Below are 17,124 nucleotides of genomic sequence, written 5' to 3' on the forward strand. Positions count from 1 at the left end.
TGCTCCTTCAAAAAAAATGGTCAATCGTCAGCTTGGCAGTTGCGCCAGGCCAAACGGGGTGGGTGGGTTGCTGCTGGCTGCACGGGCGGCCAGGCGGCTGGATCGCAACATGGGGCCCAAGGCCACCAGCACGACAAACAACAAATAAATCTCGAGGTGGTAGACAAAGCTGTAGGCCGTGATGGGTGTGACCAGGGCCTCGCCCATGGCGCCCGACATGGCCAGCACCGACACACCGTCGCGCAGTGCGCCGCCCAGCGCCATGGCCGCACCAGCGCTGGTGGCTTGCACGGCGCCCCAGGTGCCGATGACCAGACCGCCCAGCTCACTCAGTCGGCTGCCGTCTTGGGCCATGCCCATTGCGGTGACCAGCATGCCTACTGAAAACAGGCCGCCGCTGAAGCCGATCAGGCCCACGCCGCAGCGGAACAGCCAGGCCGCTTCGAGGGGGCCAGAAAAAATCACCATCGCAAAAGCAGGCAAGCCCAACAGCACGCCCAGACTGGCCAGGCGACAGGCATGCAGCCCACCAGACAGCCAGCGGGCCGAGACCATGAAGGCCAGCAAGGCGCCCCCTGAACTCAGGGCTGTGAGGGCACTGGTCATGCCCACGTCGAGCATCAAAATCTCGGCGGCGTAGGGTTCCAGCACGATGTCTTGCATGTTGAAGGCAAAGGTGCCCAAGCCCAGTGTCCACATGAAGCGACGCATCTGGGGTTGCGCCATCAGTTCACGCCAGCTGTGGGCAAAACCGCCTGCAGCGCGGCGACCACGTTTGGCTTGCCGAGCCTCTTGCTTCCACAGCGAGGTCAGGTTCATCACCGCCACCAGCACGGCACAGCCTTGCACCAGCTGAATCAGTTTTTGTGGAGTGAAGTCATCGAGCACCAGCCCAAACACCGTGCTGCTGGCGATCATGCCGATCAGCAGCATGCTGTAGAGCAAGGCGACCACACGGGGGCGCTTGTCGTCGGTGGCCAGGTCGTGGGCCAATGCCATGCCAGCAGTTTGCGTGACCTGGATGCCCGCGCCCACCAACACAAAGGCCAGGCATGCACCGATCTGGCCCACCCACAGGTTGGGGCTTTCTGGTTCCGACAGCAGCAGCAGGGCAAAGGGCATGATGGACAGACCACCAAACAACAGCAAGGTGCCTGTCCACATGTAAGGAATGCGGCGCAAACCGAGCGCCGAGGGGTGCGTGTCACTGCGGTAACCGATCAGGGTGCGCAGCGGGGCAAACACCATGGGAATGGCCACCGCCAGGGCCACCCACCAGGCGGGCACATGCAGCTCGACAATCATGACCCGGTTGAGCGTGCCCACCAGCAGCGCCGTGACCATGCCGATCACCACCTGAAACAGCGACAGGCGCAGCAAGCGCGCCATGGGCAGTTCGGGCGAGGCCGCATCGGCAAACGGCATGAAGCGCGTGCCGTAGGCCGTGATCCAGCGTGGAACCGGGATGCGCAGTTTCATGAGCGTGTCCACTCCCAGGCTTGTGAGGTGTAAAAGCCACTGGCCACGCGCTGCATGCGTGCGCCTTGCCAGCTTTGCAGGTCGCTGTGTCCTTGCATGCGTTGCAGCAAGTCGGCGTGCGCCACAGGCGAGAGTGAAGGGGAGCGGTCGCTGCGCGGAAACAGCCTGCCCGCGCTGTGCATCAGGGCCAGCAGCGGCGTGCGGGGCGCGAAAGTGAACACCATCGAGCCTTGTGTGCGTTGGGCCAGTCCAGCCAGGGCGTGTGCAATTTGTTCACAGTCGTAATGGATCAGTGAGTCCATGCACACCACATGGTCAAAGTGGCCCAGGTCTGCACTGAGCATGTCGCCCGACAAAAATTTCACCGAGCCGGGCAGTGTGGGGTGTTCGGCTGCCATGCGCTCGGCCGCCAGCTTGACCAGGGTGGGCGACAGGTCGATGGCCACCACCTCAGCACCGCGCAGGGCCGCTTGCAGAGCCAGTGCGCCGGTGCCGCAGCCGGCATCCAGCACGCGCAGGCCGCGCAGGTCTTGTGGCAACCACGACAGCAGGGTTTCGCGCATGGTGTCACGCCCGGCGCGCACGGTGGCGCGGATGCGGCCCACCGGCTCGTTCGATGTCAGGCGCGCCCAGGCATCGGCCGCGGTGCGGTCAAAGTAGTGCTCGATCTGGCTGCGGCGTTGTTCGTAGGCGGTGCTGTTCATGGGGTGCTTTCAGTCAGAAACCAGCGGGTTCAATCGAAACCGAGCAGGTCAAAAATATCGCGGTCTTTCATGGGCACGGAGGGCAGCGGGTCGGCTCCCAGCCAGAGCGCTGCAGCCAGGCGCATGTACTCGTCCTGCACGGCTTTCACGGCCGGTGTGGCTTCCAGCTCGAACAGCGTGCACTTTTGCAAGCGGCTCTTGCGGATCTCGTCGAGCATCGGAAAGTGCGCCATGGTTTTCAGGCCCACCACCGCGTTGTATTTGTCGATCTGGTCGGTGGCATCGCTGCGGTTGGCGATCACACCGCCCAGACGCACGTTGTAGTTCTTGGCCTTGGCGCCGATCGCCTGCACGATGCGGTTCATGGCAAAAATAGAGTCAAAGTCGTTGGCTGTGACAATCAGCGCCCGGTCAGCGTGTTGCAACGGGGCGGCAAAACCACCGCACACCACGTCGCCCAGCACATCAAAAATCACCACGTCGGTGTCTTCCAGCAAATGGTGCTCCTTGAGCAGCTTGACGGTCTGGCCCACCACGTAGCCGCCACAGCCAGTGCCAGCTGGCGGGCCGCCAGCTTCCACGCACATCACGCCGTTGTAGCCCTTGAAGACAAAGTCATCCAGGCGCAACTCTTCGGCATGAAAGTCCACCGACTCGAGCGCATCGATCACGGTGGGCATGAGTTTTTTGGTCAGGGTGAAGGTCGAGTCGTGCTTGGGGTCACAGCCGATTTGCAGCACCCGTTTGCCCAGCTTGCTGAAGGCCACCGACAGGTTGGAAGAGGTGGTGCTTTTGCCGATCCCCCCCTTGCCATAGACCGCAAAAACTTTGGCCGTGCCGATCTTGACGGAGGGGTCCATCTGGAACTGCACGCTGCCTTCGCCGTCTGCGCCGCGTACCCTCTGGATGCTGTTCACGGGGATGCTGGTGGTTTCGATCATGCTGGGAGTCCTTCTTGTATGCCTTCAAGGCGGTCTTCAAGTTCTTCGCCGGCACGCAGCAGAGCTGACATGGTTTCGGCGTCGGGTTGCCAGTACTGGCGGCGGGTAGCCTCCAGCAGGCGGTTGGCCACTTTGGCCGATGCGGTGGGGTTGAGTTGGGCCATGCGTTCGCGCATCGCCGGGTCGAGCACAAAGGTTTGTGCCAACTGTTGGTATACCCAGGGCTGGACTTGACCGGTGGTGGCGGACCAACCCATGGTGTTGGTCAGGTGGGCTTCGATCTGCCGCACGCCTTCGTAGCCGTGTTGCAACATGCTTTCATGCCACTTGGGGTTGAGCATGCGGCTGCGGGTTTCCAGGGCCACTTGCTCGGTCAGGCTGCGCACCACACCCTCGCCTTGGGTCTGGTCACCAATGAAAACCGGAGGGGCTTCGGCGGCGTTGCCGTCGCGTTGGTGTTTGGCTTGCAGCACGGCACGACTGATGCCGCCCAGGGTGTCAAAGTAGGTGTCGATGCTGGTCACGCCCAGTTCGACCGAGTCCAGGTTTTGGTAGGTGAGTGACACGCTGGCCAGCGCACTGGTCAGCACGGCGGTGTTGCGCACCGGACGGCCTTCACGGCCGTAAGCAAAGCCTTTGCGCTGGGTGAAGGCATCGCCCAGCTCGTTTTCGTTTTCCCAGCAGCTGCTGTCGATCAGGTGGTTGATGTTGGCGCCGTAGGCCCCTTCGGTGTTGCCAAAAACCCGCAGTGATGCGCACTCGAGGTCGCTGCCTTCGTGCTCGGCCATAAAGGCCAGCGCGTGTTTGCGGATGAAGTTTTGCTCGGTGGGCTCGTCGGCGCTGGCAGCCATGAATGCCGCTTCGGCCAGCAAGCGAATCTGCATAGGCAACAGGTCACGGAAGATGCCCGATAGCGTGATGACCACATCGATGCGCGGACGCTTCAGTTCGGCCAGTGGCACCAGCATGGCGCCTGCCAAGCGCCCGTAGCTGTCAAAGCGCGGGGCGGCGCCCATCAGGGCCAGGGCTTGTGCCAATGGGCCGCCTTCGGTCTTGAGGTTGTCGGTGCCCCAGAGCACCATGGCCACGGTCTCTGGCAGGTCCTGGTGGTCCTGGGCGTAGCGGGCCAGCAGCTTGTCTGCCTGGCGCTTGCCATCGAGTACTGCAAAGGCCGAGGGCATGCGGAAAGGGTCCAGGCCATGCAGGTTGCGGCCAGTCGGGAGCACGTCGGCATTGCGGATCAGGTCGCCGCCAGGAGCGGGTTGCAGGTAGCGACCATCGAGGGCGCGCATCAAGCCTTCCATTTCGTGGTCTTCACCCAGCAGGCGGTTGGTGCGTACCAGTTGGCGCAAGGATTCGGCCTGGCCTTTGTCTTCGTTGTCTTGCAGGCTGGCGCTCAACTGGGCTTGGCTGGCCCCATCGACCAGGGCTTCCATGAAGTCAGGGGTGTCCAGGCGGGTGCTCAGGCCCATCGCATCGGCCATGACCTTGAGTGTCTGCAGCCGTTGGGTGCGGGTGGGTGCTTGGCCCATGACGTGCAGGCCTTCAGGAATCAGCGCGTATTCGAGTTCGAGCAATTGGTTTTGCAGTTGCTCGATCCAGGGGGTGTGGTCATCGCCCAAGGCGGCAGGCACTGTCAGGTCGATGGCGCGGGCTTGTTCGTGGATGAGTTCACCCAGGCTGGTGCGGTCCAGTGCTTGGTCGGGGCCCATTTGCTGCCAGCGCTCTATCGATTGCTGCAGGCTGACCAGCTCTTTGTACAGGCCGGAGTGGGTTAGAGAGGGGGTCAGGTAACTGACCAGGGTCGCCGCGCCGCGCCGCTTGGCCAAAGCCCCTTCGGAGGGGTTGTTGGCTGCGTAGAGGTAAATGTTGGGCAGGGCGCCAATCAGGCGGTCGGGCCAGCATTGGGCCGACAAACCGGTTTGTTTGCCAGGCATGAATTCGAGTGCGCCGTGCGTCCCAAAGTGCAGCACCGCGTCAGCGGCATAGTCATCGCGCAGGTAGCGGTAAAAGGCGCTGAAGGCGTGGGTGGGGGCGCAGCCGGTTTCAAACAGCAGGCGCATCGGATCGCCTTCGTAGCCAAAGCCCGGTTGCACAGTCACCACCACCTGGCCAAAGTCTGCGCCCAGAATGAAGAGCGATTGCCCGTTGGTCAGGTGCTTGCCCGGGGCGGGGCCCCATTGCGCTTCGATCTCGTGGAGCCAGCGTTCGTTTTTCACATGGTGTGCGGTGTCCATGGCGTGCAACACATTGGCCTGCGTGCCGTACTGGCTGGCATTGCCTTGCAGCAGGCGGTTGCGCAAGTCGTCCACACTGTCGGGCAGCTTGACCCGATAGCCTTCGCTGGACAGCCTTTGCAGGGTGTTGAACAGCGACTGGAAGACCGACAAGTAAGCGGCGGTGCCCACGCTGCCGGCATTGGGTGGAAAGTTGAACAGCACAATGGCCAGCTTGCGCTCGGCGCGGGGCTTGTGGCGCAGACGCACCAGGCGTTCGATCCGCGAGGTGAGCATTTCGGTGCGCTCGGTGCAGGTGAACATGTCCTGGCTGCGCGGGCCGCTGGGGAAGGTGCAGTGCTTGTCGCAGCCATTGCACGTTTGTCCTGCGGGGCCGGGGCGGCCGCCATAGACCATGGGCAATATCGAGCCGTCCAGTTCTGGAATGGCCACCATGATGGTGTTTTCTACTGGCAGCAGGCCGCGCGTGGAGGTGCCCCATTGCTCAATTGTCTGGAACTCCAGCGGGTGCGCGGCGATGTAAGGCACATCAAGCTCGCTCAGGGCCACTTCGGCGGCGCTGGCATCGTTGTAGGCGGGGCCACCGACCAGCGAGAAGCCGGTGAGCGACACCAAAGACTGGATCTTCGAGCCGCTGTCCTCTTTGAAAAAACGGTCCATGGCAGGACGCGAATCCAGGCCACTGGCAAAAGCCGGAATGACCCGCAGGCCTCGCGCTTGCAAGGAAGTGATGACCGCATCGTAATGCGCGGTGTTGCCCGCCAGCAAGTAAGAACGAAGCAAAAGCAGGCCCACGGCAGGCTGGTCTTTGCGGCCATGGCCGGGCAAGTCGCTCAACTGTTCGCTGATGCGGTTTTTCATCTGCGGGTGGTACAGGCCGACCTCGGGGTATTCAATCGGATCTTCAGGCTGAGCCAGGGCGCGCAGGTGTTCGCGGGGCCCTTGGGCGTAACGGTGCACCAGGGTTTTGACCATCTGCTCGATGTTGTGCTCAGAACCGGCCAGCCAGTAGCGCATGGTCAGGAAGAAAATGCGCAAATCCTGGGCGGTGCCGGGGATGAAGCGCAGCAGTTTGGGTAGGCGGCGCAGCATGGCCATTTGCTTGGAGCCTGCGCTGGCCGAAGCGCCTTTGTCTTCGCCTGTGTCTTTGTTTTTGGCGCTGGGGCGGAGTTTTTTGAGCAAGGCCATCAACCCACCCGACTCGCGGCCCATGACCAGCTTGCCCATGTGTGTGAGTTGCGTGACCTGAGGCGCCGACATGATGCAAACCATGGCATCACAATGGCCACGCCGCGCCTGCAGGGCATCGAGCACGGGCAGGAAATGGTCTTCCATGAAGAGCATGGTGACGATGACGATGTCGGCTTGCGCCACTGCGGCCAGGCAGGCGGCCAGGGCGCTGTCGCTGTCGCGCCAGGCCGAGGCGCTGTGGGTTTGCAGGTGCAGACCAGGCAGTTGCTCGGCCAGGCGCTGCGCGGCGCTGTCGGCGGCACTGGCCAGGTGGCTGTCCATGGTGAGCAGCACCACGCTCATGCGGGGTGCGCTTGAGGGTGCCTGCTTACCGGCTGAAATGGGCTTTGGCATCGTAGAGGGTCTCCACGGTGATGGTGACCACGCCCAGGTCTTGGGCAAATCGCTCGGTGTTGCGGCGGGCTTTGCCACGCACAAAGAACGGAATCTTGCCCAGCTCCTTTTCGGCTTCGGGGCTCCAGGTGGCCTGGTTCGAAGCGGCTTGGGCCGGGGCTGCGACAGCTTGCACACTGACGGGTGTCAGGGTCTCTGTTGAAACTTTGGCTTCAGTGGTTGCGGGCATGGCCCTGTCTGCTGCCGGGCGGGTGCTGCCCAGGTGTGAGGGTGCCGCACCGGCATGAAATTCGAAGTCTTCCCGGAACATGCCGATCAGATGCTCTTCGAGGCCCATCATCAGCGGGTGAACCCAGGTGTCAAACAGCACATTGGCGCCTTCAAAACCCATTTGCGGGGCGTAGCGCGCCGGGAAGTCTTGTACATGCACCGGGGCTGAAATGACGGCGCAGGGGATGCCGTGGCGCTTGGCAATGTGGCGCTCCATTTGCGTGCCCAAAATCAGCTCGGGCTGCAGTGCGTTGATCTGGGTCTCGACCTCAAGGTAGTCGTCGGTGATGAGGGCTTCAACGCCATAGAGCTTCGCGCAATCGCGCACCTCTCGGGCAAATTCGCGGCTGTAAGTGCCCAGGCCCACCACCTCAAAGCCCATCTCCTGGCTGGCGATGCGGGCGGCGGCCACCACATGCGTGGCATCGCCAAAAATATAAACGCGCTTGCCCGTCAGGTAGGTCGAGTCGACCGATTTGGCATACCAGTGGGCGTGTGCGTTGTCGGGGTCGTGTGCGGGCACAGGCAGGCCGGTGAGGGTGCAGACCTCGGCCATGAAGTCGCGTGTGGCGTGGCTGCCCAGGGGCACGGTTTTGGTGAAGGGTTGGTCGAACTGGCGCTGCAGCCATTGCGCAGCGGCGAGGCCGATTTCGGGGTACAGCACCACATTGAAGTCGGCTTCAGCCAGCTTTTGAAGGTCGGCCACGCAGGCATTCAGGGGCGCAACCACTGCCACATCCACGCCCAGCTGGGTCAACAGTTGGGTGATCTCCTTGACGTCATCGCGGTGGCGAAATCCCAAGGCGCTCGGGCCCAAAATATTGCAGCTGGGACGGGCCTTGGCCACTTTGTCGCCAGGCTTTTGGACCAGATGGCGACACAGTTGGTAAAAGGTCTCGCTGGCGCCCCAGTTTTCCTTGCGCTGGTAAGAGGGCAGGTCGAGGGCCACCACTGGAATCGGCAGCTTCAGGGCCTGCGCCAGACCACCCGGGTCATCCTGGATCAGTTCGGCAGTGCAAGACGATCCGACCAGCATGGCCGCTGGCTTGTAGCGTTCCATGGCCTGGCGGGCAGCGTCCTTGAAGAGTTCTGCGGTGTCCCCCCCCAAGTCGCGCGCCTGGAAGGTGGTGTACGTGACCGGTGGGCGGCGCGGCAAACGCTCGATCATGGTGAACAACAAATCGGCGTAAGTGTCGCCTTGCGGTGCGTGCAACACGTAGTGCACATCGCGCATGGCTGTGGCGATGCGCATGGCGCCCACGTGGGGTGGTCCTTCGTAAGTCCAGAGCGTCAGTTGCATGGGGTGTTCCTGCGCTTTCAGGCAGCCAGCTTCAGGCGGCGCTTGAGCGGGCGACTGAACAGGCCTGCCAGATCGGCAGCTTGTTCGTAGCCCTGAATGGGGGTGAAGACCAGCTCGATGGCCCACTTGGTGGTGATGCCCTGGGCCTCCAGTGGGTTGGCCAGGCCCAGGCCGCACACCACCAGATCGGGCGCATCGGCGAGACACCGGTCGAGTTGCCGGTCCACGTCCTGGCCTTCGCTGATGCGGGTGCCTGCGGGCAACCAAGCCAGCTCGGCGGCCATGTGCTGGCGGTGCAAATAAGGTGTGCCTACTTCCACCAGGTCCATGCCCAATTCGCGGTGCACAAAACGGGCGAGGGGAATTTCGAGCTGCGAGTCTGGGAAGAAAAAGATGCGCTGACCTTGCAGCATTTCGCGTTGCACGGCCAGGGCTTTTTCGGCGCGCTGGCGCGGGGCAGCGGTGGCTTGTTCGAACACTTCGGGCGTTACATCAAATTCGGTGGCGGCTGCTTGCAGCCAGGCGGTCGTGCCTTCCACGCCCAGTGGGAATACCGCGGGCAGGTGCTGCGCGCCACGCGCCTGCAAAGCACGGGCGGTGTCGGCCAAAAAGGGTTGGGCCAGCAAAAAGCGGGTGTGTGGGCCGACAGCCGGCATGGTCTGGGAGTTGCGCGGTGGAAAAAAGCTGACTTGCAAGCCCATGCGTTCAAGCAAGTTGCGCAGCTGGTCTTCGACCACATCGGCCAGGGTGCCCACCACCATCAGCGCGGGGGCTGTTTCGTTGGACAAGGCTGTGGCTGCAAGGGAGGGCAATCCTGGAACCATCGCGGCCAAGCAGGCGTCTTCACCCTGGGTGAACGTGGTTTCGATGCCGCTGCCCGAGTAGTTGAGCACGCGCACGGCCGGTTGGTGGATCTGGTTTTGCCGCTCTGCAGCACGCGACAGATCTAGTTTGATCACTTCGGAGGGGCAAGAGCCGACCAGGAAAAGCAATCGAATGTCAGGCCGGCGCGCCAGCAACTGCTGGACCACGCGGTCGAGTTCTTCGTGCACATCGGCCAGGCCCGCCAGGTCACGCTCGTCGATGATGGCGGTGCCAAAGCGGGGCTCGGCAAAAATCATCACCCCGGCGGCCGACTGGATCAGGTGCGCACAGGTGCGTGAGCCGACCACCAAAAAGAAAGCATCCTGGATTTTGCGGTGCAGCCAGATGATGCCCGTCAGGCCGCAAAACACTTCGCGTTGGCCGCGTTCGACCAAAGGCACCACATCGGTGCAACCGGAAGCTTCTGCGCGGATCGGGATGACGGTGCTCATACGCTGGCCTGTGCACCCGAGTCGGGCAAAGTGTTGGGCTGGGTTGCGGGTTGTCTTTGCAGGCGCGCCATGCGCAGCTTGCGGATGTATTGCGCAGCGTTGACCGCGTAGCTCATGTAGGCGGCCAAGGCCAGCAGGAGCTGGTCGTTGGCGCTCCACTGTCCCTGCCACCACACCCACACATAAGCCGTGTGCAAGGCCATGACGCCCATGCTGACCACGTCTTCCCAAAAGAATGCGGGGGCAAAAAGGTACTGACCAAACACCACTTTTTCCCAAATGGCGCCAGTGACCATGATGGTGTAAAGCACGATGGTTTTGAGCACCACCGAGCCCAGTGCCCAGTCTGTGTGCTCGCCGGTCTGCAAACTGCGCACCACCAAGTAGAGGCTGACCCCGAAGATCAAAAACTGAACCGGGGCGAGTACGCCCTGCACCAGTGTCCAGGCGGTCGCGTCACGCCGGGCGCGTTGCGCTGGCGTGTACAAAACCTGGGGGGAGGATGCGGGCATGAAGAACCTTGTTTGGCGGTTGGGCGTAGAATGAATGTAAGACTGGACATACATTGTGTCAACATAAATTGACAATATTTTGTAACTCTAGGGTTTACACTCAATACAAGTGCATGGAATCAACTGACACTCGGTTTTGATTTCAGTCGTGGCGTTTCGGTGTCCGGCTCAATGCAGCTCTTGCGACACGCACTTCAACAAGTTGGAGTCTGCCGCTGGTGTATTCCTCTGATGATCGGTGCTTGTCATGGCGCAATTCAATGTCGAAAACCCGCTCTCCCTGCCTTCTGTGCCGGGCGTGGCACATCACTGGCCCGAAGCCCTGAGGCAGGGGGCGCCGGTTGGCCCTCGCTTGGTGGGGGGGACTTCTTTCACGGGCAAGTCGGCCATCGACCTGGCCCAAATCCAGATCCTCGCGCAGGCCTGTTTGCAGGGCCTGGACGCTGCGCGACAAGTCGTCTTTGGCTGGCAGCGCCAAGGGCAGTCCCTGGAAGACATCTATCTACAAGGCATCACGCCTTGTGCGCGTTTGCTGGGGCAATGGTGGGGGGCTGACCGCCTGGACTTCGCCATGACCACCATCGCGTCTTGTCATTTGCAGCAGCTGCTGCACGACTTCAGTGTCGAGTTTTTGCAGGAAGCTCCTCAGGAGCGCAACGGCTGGAGCCTTCTTTTGCTGACCGAGCCAGGCGCCCAGCACAGCATGGGGCTGTTCATGCTCAGTGAATTCTTCAAACGGGCCGGCTGGACTGTGACGGTGGGGGTGCCGCAGGATGTGCCCGAGTTCAAGCGCCTGTTTCAGTCCGACTGGTTTGATGCCGTGGGCTTGTCGGTCAGCACCGATCGGCATCTGGACACGCTGGCGGCTTTGTTGCCCCAGTTGAAAGACAGCTCTGACAACCTGAGCATGCAGATTTTTGTGGGTGGCCCGATGGCTTTGCTGGCACCAGATCGCTTGCGATGCTTGGCTGCAGAAGTCATTGCTGAAGATGCGCCTGTCACGGTCCGCCGAATCAGTCAAAACATGCCCTCGGGCGGCCCCAAAGCCTCATGAACCCCCTTGTTTTGTGTGTTGTATGACATTGGAAACTCAATTAAATGGTTCTAACCTGTTGATAAGGCCTATACTGGTATGACAAATTCAAGTGTCAACTTCTTGATACTCAAACGTGTTTGGTTTACAACATGAAGCTTCCCTCTCTGGATCCGTCCACCTTCTCCCAGTTGCTGGGGGTGGTGTCGGATCTCACCTTGGTCATGGACCCTCACGGGGTGATTGAGGACGTTTCAACCGGACGCGACACCTTGGCTTCTCTGGGCTGTCAGGCCTGGATCGGCCGCCGCTGGATCGACACCGTCACCAGCGAAAGCCGAATCAAAATCCAGGACATGCTGCAGTCTCAGGGGGTGCCCGAGGTGATGCGCTGGCGCCATGTCAACCACACCTCTCCCATGGGCAACGAGGTGGCTTTGCAATATGTGGTCTTGCCCCTTGGCGGCGGAAAATTGCTGGCTATGGGTCGCGATCTGGAAAGTCTGGCCGAGTTGCAGCGTCGGCTGGTAGAAACCCAGCAGTCGATGGAGCGCGATTATTTGCGACTGCGCCATATCGAGGCGCGTTACCGGGTGCTGTTTGACACCTCGTCTGAAGCCGTGTTGATGGTGGACGCCAGCACCCAGAGGGTGCTCGAAGCCAACGTGGGTGCACAGTCGTTGCTCAAGGACGCAGGCAAACGCCTGGTGGGTCGCGATGTGCGCGAATGTTTTGAAGCCGACAGCCAGGGTGAGGTGCAATCCTTGTTGCGCATGGCGCTGGCCACTGGCCGAATCGAAATGTGCTCAGCCCGCGTGGCAGGCCTGCCCTCTGCCTGGACCGTCTCGGCCACGGTGTTTCGCCAAGAGGGCGGGGCCCAGTTCCTCGTGCGTCTGGTGACCCGCGAGGCCGTGACCGTATCGCGTACGGTCGCCGGTTCCTCGGCTGCGCTGAGCGAAGCCATGGAGCGTTTTCCGGATGGGTGGTTGCTGACCGATACCTCAGGCGTGATCAAAAGTGTCAACGAAGAAGGCATGGCTTTGCTGGGCCTGACGGCTTCGTCGCAGGTCGTGGGCCAAAGCATGGAGCGCTGGTTGCTGCGCGGTGCGGTTGACTGGGGCGTGCTGAACACCAGCTTGCGTCAGCAATTGCCGGTTCGTAATTTCGCCACTGAAGTGCGCACTTTGTCGGGCATGACCCTGCCTGTCGAGGTCTCGGCAGTGTGCCTGGCCCGGCCCGAGCCGATGTATGCCTTTTTTGTGCGCGACATGGACCGCAGGCTGCAGGGTGGCGCGTCTTTGGCACAAACCCAGGCGCACCCGTTTGCCGAGTTGTCGCAACTGGTGGGGCGTCGCCCGATCAAGGACATCGTTGGCGAGACGGTCGATACCATCGAGCGCATGTGCATCGAGGCTGCGCTCGAGTTGACCCACAACAACCGCGCGTCGGCAGCGGAAATGCTGGGCTTGTCGCGCCAAAGTCTGTACGTCAAACTCCGCCGATTCGGCATGGTGGCCGAGGTTGAGGCCGAAAGCCACTGAAGTGTGACGCGCCAGGTTGACACTCAGTGTCAACCCCGGTTGACATTTTAAAAACTCTCTCCACAATGGGGGCATGGACACCCCGCCCCTCGCCCTCACGCCCCCACGCACGCGTCCTGCGCTGGGCACGGTGGCTGAATTCCTCAAACCCATCACCTGGTTTCCACCCATGTGGGCTTTCGCCTGTGGCGTGGTGGCTTCTGGCCAAAACCTGAGTGAGCAATGGGGGCTGCTGTTGCTGGGCCTGGTGCTCACAGGCCCCTTGGTGTGTGCCAGCAGCCAGGCCGTCAACGACTGGTTTGACCGCCATGTCGACGCCATCAACGAACCCCAGCGCCCGATTCCCTCGGGGCGCATGCCTGGCCGCTGGGGCTTAGGCATCGCCATTGGCTGGACGGTGCTGTCCTTGCTGTGGGCAACCTTGATGGGGCCATGGGGCTTTGCCGCCTGTGCTTTGGCAATTGTGTTGTCTTGGGCCTACAGCGCACCGCCAGTGCGCCTGAAAAACAACGGGTGGTGGGGCAATTCCGCCTGCGCCTTGAGCTACGAGGGACTTGCCTGGCTGACCGGCACCGCCGTCATGCTGGGTGGCGCCTGGCCTGGCTTCCATTCGCTGGCGCTGGCGTTGTTGTTCAGTGTGGGCGCACACGGCATCATGACGCTCAATGATTTCAAGGCCATCGAAGGTGACCGCCGCATGGGCGTGGCCTCGTTGCCAGTGCAATTGGGTGCGCAGGGCGCCGCAAAAGCTGCCTGCTTGTTCATGCTGTTGCCTCAGGGCTTGGTGGCGGCTTGTCTGCTGAACTGGCAATTGCCCTGGCATGCCGTCGCTGTCTTGGTGTTGGCCTTGTTGCAGTGGCCATTGATGGCGCGGTTTTTGCGCGAGCCGATTGCGCGCGCCTTGCACCTGTCGGCTTTTGGCGTTCCGTTGTTTGTGAGCGGCATGATGGTCAGTGCCTGGGGCTTGCGCCAACTTCAACCCCTGGGGGTCGCATGAGCACATCGACGTTTGGTTGGTTTCAAATCATCCGCCTGGGCCTGGTTCAGGCCTGTCTTGGCGCGGTGGTGGTGGTGACCACGTCCACACTGAACCGCATCATGGTGGTCGAACTGGCGCTGCCCGCTTTGCTGCCCGGCTTTCTGGTGGCCTGGCATTACGCCGTGCAGATGGTGCGCCCGCGCATGGGCTTTGGCGCTGACAAGGGCCGCCGCTGTACCCCCTGGATGATGGGCGGCATGCTCGTGTTGGGTGTGGGTGGTGTCATGGCCGCCTCGGCTACGGTCTGGATGGCAACCCAGCCTGCATGTGGTTTTGCGCTGGCGCTGCTGGCGTTCAGTTTGATCGGATTTGGCGTGAGTGCTTGCGGCACATCGCTGCTGGCCCTGATGGCCAAGCAAGTGCCCGAAGACCGCCGTGCGCCGGCGGCCACCACGGTGTGGATGATGATGATTTTGGGTTTTGCCGTGACCGCCGGTGTGGTGGGCAAACTCATTGACCCGTACACCCCTCAGGTGTTGCTTCAGGTGTCGGCAGCTTTGAGTTTGTGCACCGCACTGCTCACGGCGGTGTGTTTGTGGGGGCTGGAAAAATACCCCCACAAAGACGCTGACACTGACGCCCACATCGGCTCTGAGCGCTTTCCGGGCATGGGCAATGAGCGCTTGCAAAAACAGAACTTCAAAGAGGCTTTTCGCGAAGTCTGGTCCGAGCCCGCCGCGCGCACTTTCACTGTGTTTGTTTTCATGTCCATGCTCGCCTACAGCGCCCAGGACCTGATTTTGGAGCCCTTCGCCGGCGCGGTGCATGGTTTTTCGCCGGGGCAGACCACGCAGCTTTCGGGATGGCACCACATGGGCGTGCTGATCGGCATGCTGATGGTGGCAGGGGCTGGTTCGCGCTGGGTCGGCGGGCGTCTGGGTTCGGTGCAGGCCTGGATGGTGGGCGGCTGTTTGGTGTCGGCACTGGCCACCGTGGGTCTTTGCAGTTCAGCCCTGGCAACGGTCTGGCCGCTCAGGGCCAATGTGGTGTTTCTGGGCGTGGCCAATGGCGCGTTTTCAATTGCTGCCATTGCCACCATGATGCGTCTGGCGGGTCAAGGTGGCGCCGGCCGTGAGGGCACGCGCATGGGTTTGTGGGGCGCGGCTCAGGCCGCGGCCTTTGGCTTGGGTGGTTTACTGGGGACAGCGGCCAGCGACCTGGCCCACGCCCTGCTCGGGGAAGAACGCACGGCTTATGCCGCTGTGTTTGCCATGCAAGCGCTCATGTTTACGGTGTCTGCTGCACTGGCCTCGCGACTGCGCGATGGCCCGCAACAACGTGCCAATTTGCAATTTGACAGTTCCTTATTGATGAAAGGTGGGTCGACCTCATGAACCAGACCGATTACGATTTTGTCGTCGTGGGTGGTGGGCCTTCGGGTGCCACGGCCGCGCACGACCTGGTGCGCCAAGGATGGCGTGTCTTGTTGCTCGACCGTCAGGGCCGCACCAAACCCTGCGGCGGTGCGATCCCCCCCCGACTGATCAAGGACTTTGACATCCCCGACCATTTGCTGGTGGCCAAAGTGCGTTGCGCCCGGATGATTTCACCCTCGGACAACCAGGTCGACATTCCGATCGACAACGGCTTTGTGGGCATGGTGGATCGCGATCAGTTCGACGAATATTTGCGCGAGCGCGCCGCCCAGTCAGGCGCTGTGCGATGCCAGGCGCTTTTTGACAAACTGGTGCACGACGAGAGCGGTCAGTTGTGGGTGCATTACACCCCGGTGACGCCCAAAGAACACGCGGCCAGCGAGCACGCCAAACCCGTGAGGGTCAGCACCCGCATGGTCGTGGGGGCCGATGGCGCAAGGTCGGAAGTGGCGCGCCAGGCCATTCCGAATGCGCACAAAACCAAATACGTGTTCGCCTATCACGAGATCATCGAGTCCCCTGTGGGGCAGCCAGGTTACGACGCGGCACGTTGCGATGTTTATTACCAGGGCGAAGTTTCACCCGACTTTTATGGCTGGGTGTTTCCGCACGGCAAGACCATGAGCGTGGGCATGGGCAGCGCCGACAAAGGCTATTCCTTGCGCAGCGCCACGGCGCGTTTGCGTGCCATCGCGGGCTTGACACACGCGCCCACATTGCGCCGCGAAGGCGCGCCGATTCCCCTCAAGCCCTTGCCGCAATGGGACAACGGCCGCGATGTGGTGGTGGTGGGTGATGCCGCAGGGGTGGTGGCACCGTCTTCGGGCGAAGGCATTTATTACGCCATGGACTGCGCCCGTCGCGTGGCAAAAGCGGCCCACCAGGCTTTGCAGACCGGCAACGGCGCCTGCCTCAAGCAAGGTCGCAAAAGCTTCATGAAACAGCACGGCCGCGTGTTCTGGATTTTGGGGGTGATGCAGTATTTCTGGTACCAGAATGATCGCCGCCGCGAGAAATTCGTCAAGATTTGCGAAGACCGTGATGTGCAACGCCTGACCTTTGAGTCGTACATGAACAAGGAGTTGGCGCGCAAAGACCCGATGGCGCATGTGCGCATCTTCCTCAAGGACATGGCCCACCTGCTGGGCTTGGCGCGAACATGAGCCGGGTGGACAGTGCAACAAGCCCCGCCGCAATGGGCCGCATGCCTGGCAAGAGAGGGCGTTCATGAATCCACGCTTGAGCCGACAATCCTTGGCCCAACTGGCACTGGCCATTGTCTTGAGCTACGCCACGGCAGGCATAGGTGGCGCCCTGACCGATCTGGGGCCTTGGTACTTTGCCTTGCGACACCCCGCCTGGAAACCACCCGATGCCGCCTTTGGCGTGATCTGGACCACCATCTTCACGCTGTGCGCCGTCAGTGCTTGGCTGGCCTGGCAAGCGGCTGATTCACCAGCGCTTCGCCGTCGAGTCGCCTGGCTGTTTGGTGTGAACGCGCTGCTCAATATTTTATGGAGCGCCCTTTACTTCAAGCTGCAGCGCCCGGACTGGGCGATGTACGAGGTTGTTTTTCTCTGGCTGTCCATCGTGGCCCTGATCCTGGGCCTGTGGCGCCTGTCCCGATGGGCCAGTTTGCTGCTGACCACCTACTGGGTCTGGGTCAGCATTGCCGCAGTGCTGAACTGGCAGACGGTTCAACTCAACGCGCCTTTTGTGGGGGTTTTGGGATGAAATGAATCGCTGTGGCCAAAGCGACATGAAATCCAGACCATTGATATTCAATATGAAC

13 protein-coding genes are annotated in these 17,124 nt (G+C 61.8%); 6 read left to right on the forward strand and 7 right to left on the reverse strand.

Translation table 11 applies throughout. The features are described 5' to 3' along the window. Positions 1-27: 27 nt before the first annotated feature. The 7 genes from B9Z45_RS13050 to bchF are packed head-to-tail and all read right to left on the reverse strand — an operon-like array spanning position 28 to position 10,343. Positions 28-1,479, reverse strand: coding sequence for a BCD family MFS transporter (locus B9Z45_RS13050; RefSeq protein ID WP_108407659.1), 1,452 nt, complete (start codon positions 1,477-1,479; stop codon positions 28-30). Continuing rightward, positions 1,476-2,183, reverse strand: coding sequence for a magnesium protoporphyrin IX methyltransferase (gene bchM, locus B9Z45_RS13055; protein ID WP_108407660.1), 708 nt, complete (start codon positions 2,181-2,183; stop codon positions 1,476-1,478). Before bchM ends, B9Z45_RS13050 begins: the two co-directional genes overlap by 4 nt. Before the next feature lie 29 nt (positions 2,184-2,212). Beyond that, complete coding sequence (gene bchL, locus B9Z45_RS13060) at positions 2,213-3,124, reverse strand: ferredoxin:protochlorophyllide reductase (ATP-dependent) iron-sulfur ATP-binding protein (protein ID WP_108407661.1); 912 nt, start codon at positions 3,122-3,124, stop codon at positions 2,213-2,215. Next, positions 3,121-6,894, reverse strand: a complete 3,774-nt coding sequence (locus B9Z45_RS13065) for a magnesium chelatase subunit H (RefSeq protein WP_233252197.1) — start codon at positions 6,892-6,894, stop codon at positions 3,121-3,123. The genes bchL and B9Z45_RS13065 overlap by 4 nt, the downstream gene beginning before the upstream one ends. Positions 6,895-6,919: 25 nt before the next feature. Next, on the reverse strand, positions 6,920-8,515 hold the full coding sequence (bchB, locus tag B9Z45_RS13070; RefSeq protein ID WP_108407663.1) for a ferredoxin:protochlorophyllide reductase (ATP-dependent) subunit B: 1,596 nt from the start codon (positions 8,513-8,515) through the stop codon (positions 6,920-6,922). Between the two features lie 17 nt (positions 8,516-8,532). Then, positions 8,533-9,831, reverse strand: coding sequence for a ferredoxin:protochlorophyllide reductase (ATP-dependent) subunit N (locus B9Z45_RS13075; protein ID WP_108407664.1), 1,299 nt, complete (start codon positions 9,829-9,831; stop codon positions 8,533-8,535). Next, the gene (bchF, locus tag B9Z45_RS13080; protein ID WP_108407665.1) at positions 9,828-10,343 is read right to left on the reverse strand and encodes a 2-vinyl bacteriochlorophyllide hydratase; all 516 of its coding nucleotides are present in this window, start codon (positions 10,341-10,343) and stop codon (positions 9,828-9,830) included. Before bchF ends, B9Z45_RS13075 begins: the two co-directional genes overlap by 4 nt. Before the next feature lie 247 nt (positions 10,344-10,590). Between bchF and B9Z45_RS13085 the strand changes: the two genes are divergently transcribed. From B9Z45_RS13085 to B9Z45_RS13110, 6 genes are all read left to right on the forward strand, one after another. Next, positions 10,591-11,397, forward strand: coding sequence for a B12-binding domain-containing protein (locus B9Z45_RS13085; RefSeq protein ID WP_108407666.1), 807 nt, complete (start codon positions 10,591-10,593; stop codon positions 11,395-11,397). A gap of 131 nt (positions 11,398-11,528) precedes the next feature. Next, on the forward strand, positions 11,529-12,917 hold the full coding sequence (gene ppsR / locus B9Z45_RS13090) for a transcriptional regulator PpsR (RefSeq protein ID WP_108407667.1): 1,389 nt from the start codon (positions 11,529-11,531) through the stop codon (positions 12,915-12,917). 73 nt (positions 12,918-12,990) lie between these two features. Beyond that, positions 12,991-13,914: a chlorophyll synthase ChlG gene (gene chlG / locus B9Z45_RS13095; protein WP_108407668.1), complete on the forward strand. Its 924-nt coding sequence runs from the start codon at positions 12,991-12,993 to the stop codon at positions 13,912-13,914. After that, complete coding sequence (locus B9Z45_RS13100) at positions 13,911-15,290, forward strand: BCD family MFS transporter (RefSeq protein WP_108407669.1); 1,380 nt, start codon at positions 13,911-13,913, stop codon at positions 15,288-15,290. The genes chlG and B9Z45_RS13100 overlap by 4 nt, the downstream gene beginning before the upstream one ends. Then, positions 15,287-16,495, forward strand: coding sequence for a geranylgeranyl diphosphate reductase (locus B9Z45_RS13105; protein WP_108407670.1), 1,209 nt, complete (start codon positions 15,287-15,289; stop codon positions 16,493-16,495). The genes B9Z45_RS13100 and B9Z45_RS13105 overlap by 4 nt, the downstream gene beginning before the upstream one ends. A gap of 64 nt (positions 16,496-16,559) precedes the next feature. Then, positions 16,560-17,066, forward strand: a complete 507-nt coding sequence (locus B9Z45_RS13110; RefSeq protein ID WP_108407671.1) for a TspO/MBR family protein — start codon at positions 16,560-16,562, stop codon at positions 17,064-17,066. Positions 17,067-17,124: the final 58 nt, after the last annotated feature.

This window comes from Limnohabitans sp. 2KL-17, assembly GCF_003063415.1.
Lineage (GTDB): Bacteria > Pseudomonadota > Gammaproteobacteria > Burkholderiales > Burkholderiaceae_C > Limnohabitans_A.

Excerpts from the sequence above, each read along its gene's own strand:
- B9Z45_RS13100 (WP_108407669.1), top strand. The coding sequence starts at position 13,911 with ATGAGCACATCGACGTTTGGTTGGTTTCAAATCATCCGCCTGGGCCTG.
- bchB (WP_108407663.1), bottom strand. The coding sequence starts at position 8,515 with ATGCAACTGACGCTCTGGACTTACGAAGGACCACCCCACGTGGGCGCC.
- B9Z45_RS13075 (WP_108407664.1), bottom strand. The coding sequence starts at position 9,831 with ATGAGCACCGTCATCCCGATCCGCGCAGAAGCTTCCGGTTGCACCGAT.
- B9Z45_RS13050 (WP_108407659.1), bottom strand. The coding sequence starts at position 1,479 with ATGAAACTGCGCATCCCGGTTCCACGCTGGATCACGGCCTACGGCACG.
- B9Z45_RS13110 (WP_108407671.1), top strand. The coding sequence starts at position 16,560 with ATGAATCCACGCTTGAGCCGACAATCCTTGGCCCAACTGGCACTGGCC.
- bchL (WP_108407661.1), bottom strand. The coding sequence starts at position 3,124 with ATGATCGAAACCACCAGCATCCCCGTGAACAGCATCCAGAGGGTACGC.
- bchF (WP_108407665.1), bottom strand. The coding sequence starts at position 10,343 with ATGCCCGCATCCTCCCCCCAGGTTTTGTACACGCCAGCGCAACGCGCC.
- B9Z45_RS13065 (WP_233252197.1), bottom strand. The coding sequence starts at position 6,894 with ATGAGCGTGGTGCTGCTCACCATGGACAGCCACCTGGCCAGTGCCGCC.
- B9Z45_RS13105 (WP_108407670.1), top strand. The coding sequence starts at position 15,287 with ATGAACCAGACCGATTACGATTTTGTCGTCGTGGGTGGTGGGCCTTCG.
- chlG (WP_108407668.1), top strand. The coding sequence starts at position 12,991 with ATGGACACCCCGCCCCTCGCCCTCACGCCCCCACGCACGCGTCCTGCG.
- bchM (WP_108407660.1), bottom strand. The coding sequence starts at position 2,183 with ATGAACAGCACCGCCTACGAACAACGCCGCAGCCAGATCGAGCACTAC.
- ppsR (WP_108407667.1), top strand. The coding sequence starts at position 11,529 with ATGAAGCTTCCCTCTCTGGATCCGTCCACCTTCTCCCAGTTGCTGGGG.
- B9Z45_RS13085 (WP_108407666.1), top strand. The coding sequence starts at position 10,591 with ATGGCGCAATTCAATGTCGAAAACCCGCTCTCCCTGCCTTCTGTGCCG.